We start from the raw sequence: 283 nt of genomic DNA, 5'->3' as shown, positions 1-283 counted from the left end.
GAGGTGTTGTATTTTCTTCTCGATTTTTATAATGTTGCTTGTTTTGACGAAACGGTTTCCCTCCTTATTCATTTCATACTTACGAGAAATTTGACGTTGCAACCTACGTAGACGTTTCTCTGCCCTTCTCACAGTGCTTGTTTTGTTAATATTTTTCTTCCTATTGCCATCTGAACAAACGGCTAATTCTTTAATTCCTACATCAATTCCAAGTGAGACATTTGTCAGTTCAACAATTGGTTTTGATTCTTCAATCCCTACAGAAAGATACCAATATTTCCCG

The 283-nt window shown here is 36.0% G+C and carries 1 protein-coding gene; it reads right to left on the bottom strand.

The genetic code is table 11. From position 1 onward, the window contains the following. A partial coding sequence (locus CN946_RS20905; protein ID WP_141546957.1) for a transposase occupies nt 1-283 on the bottom strand: 283 nt, incomplete at both ends.

Origin of the sequence: Bacillus sp. AFS053548 (assembly GCF_002575105.1) — a bacterium.
Lineage (GTDB): Bacteria > Bacillota > Bacilli > Bacillales > Bacillaceae_G > Gottfriedia.
Note: the sequence above shows the minus strand (reverse complement) of the source record. Positions and strands in the feature narration are given on the sequence as shown.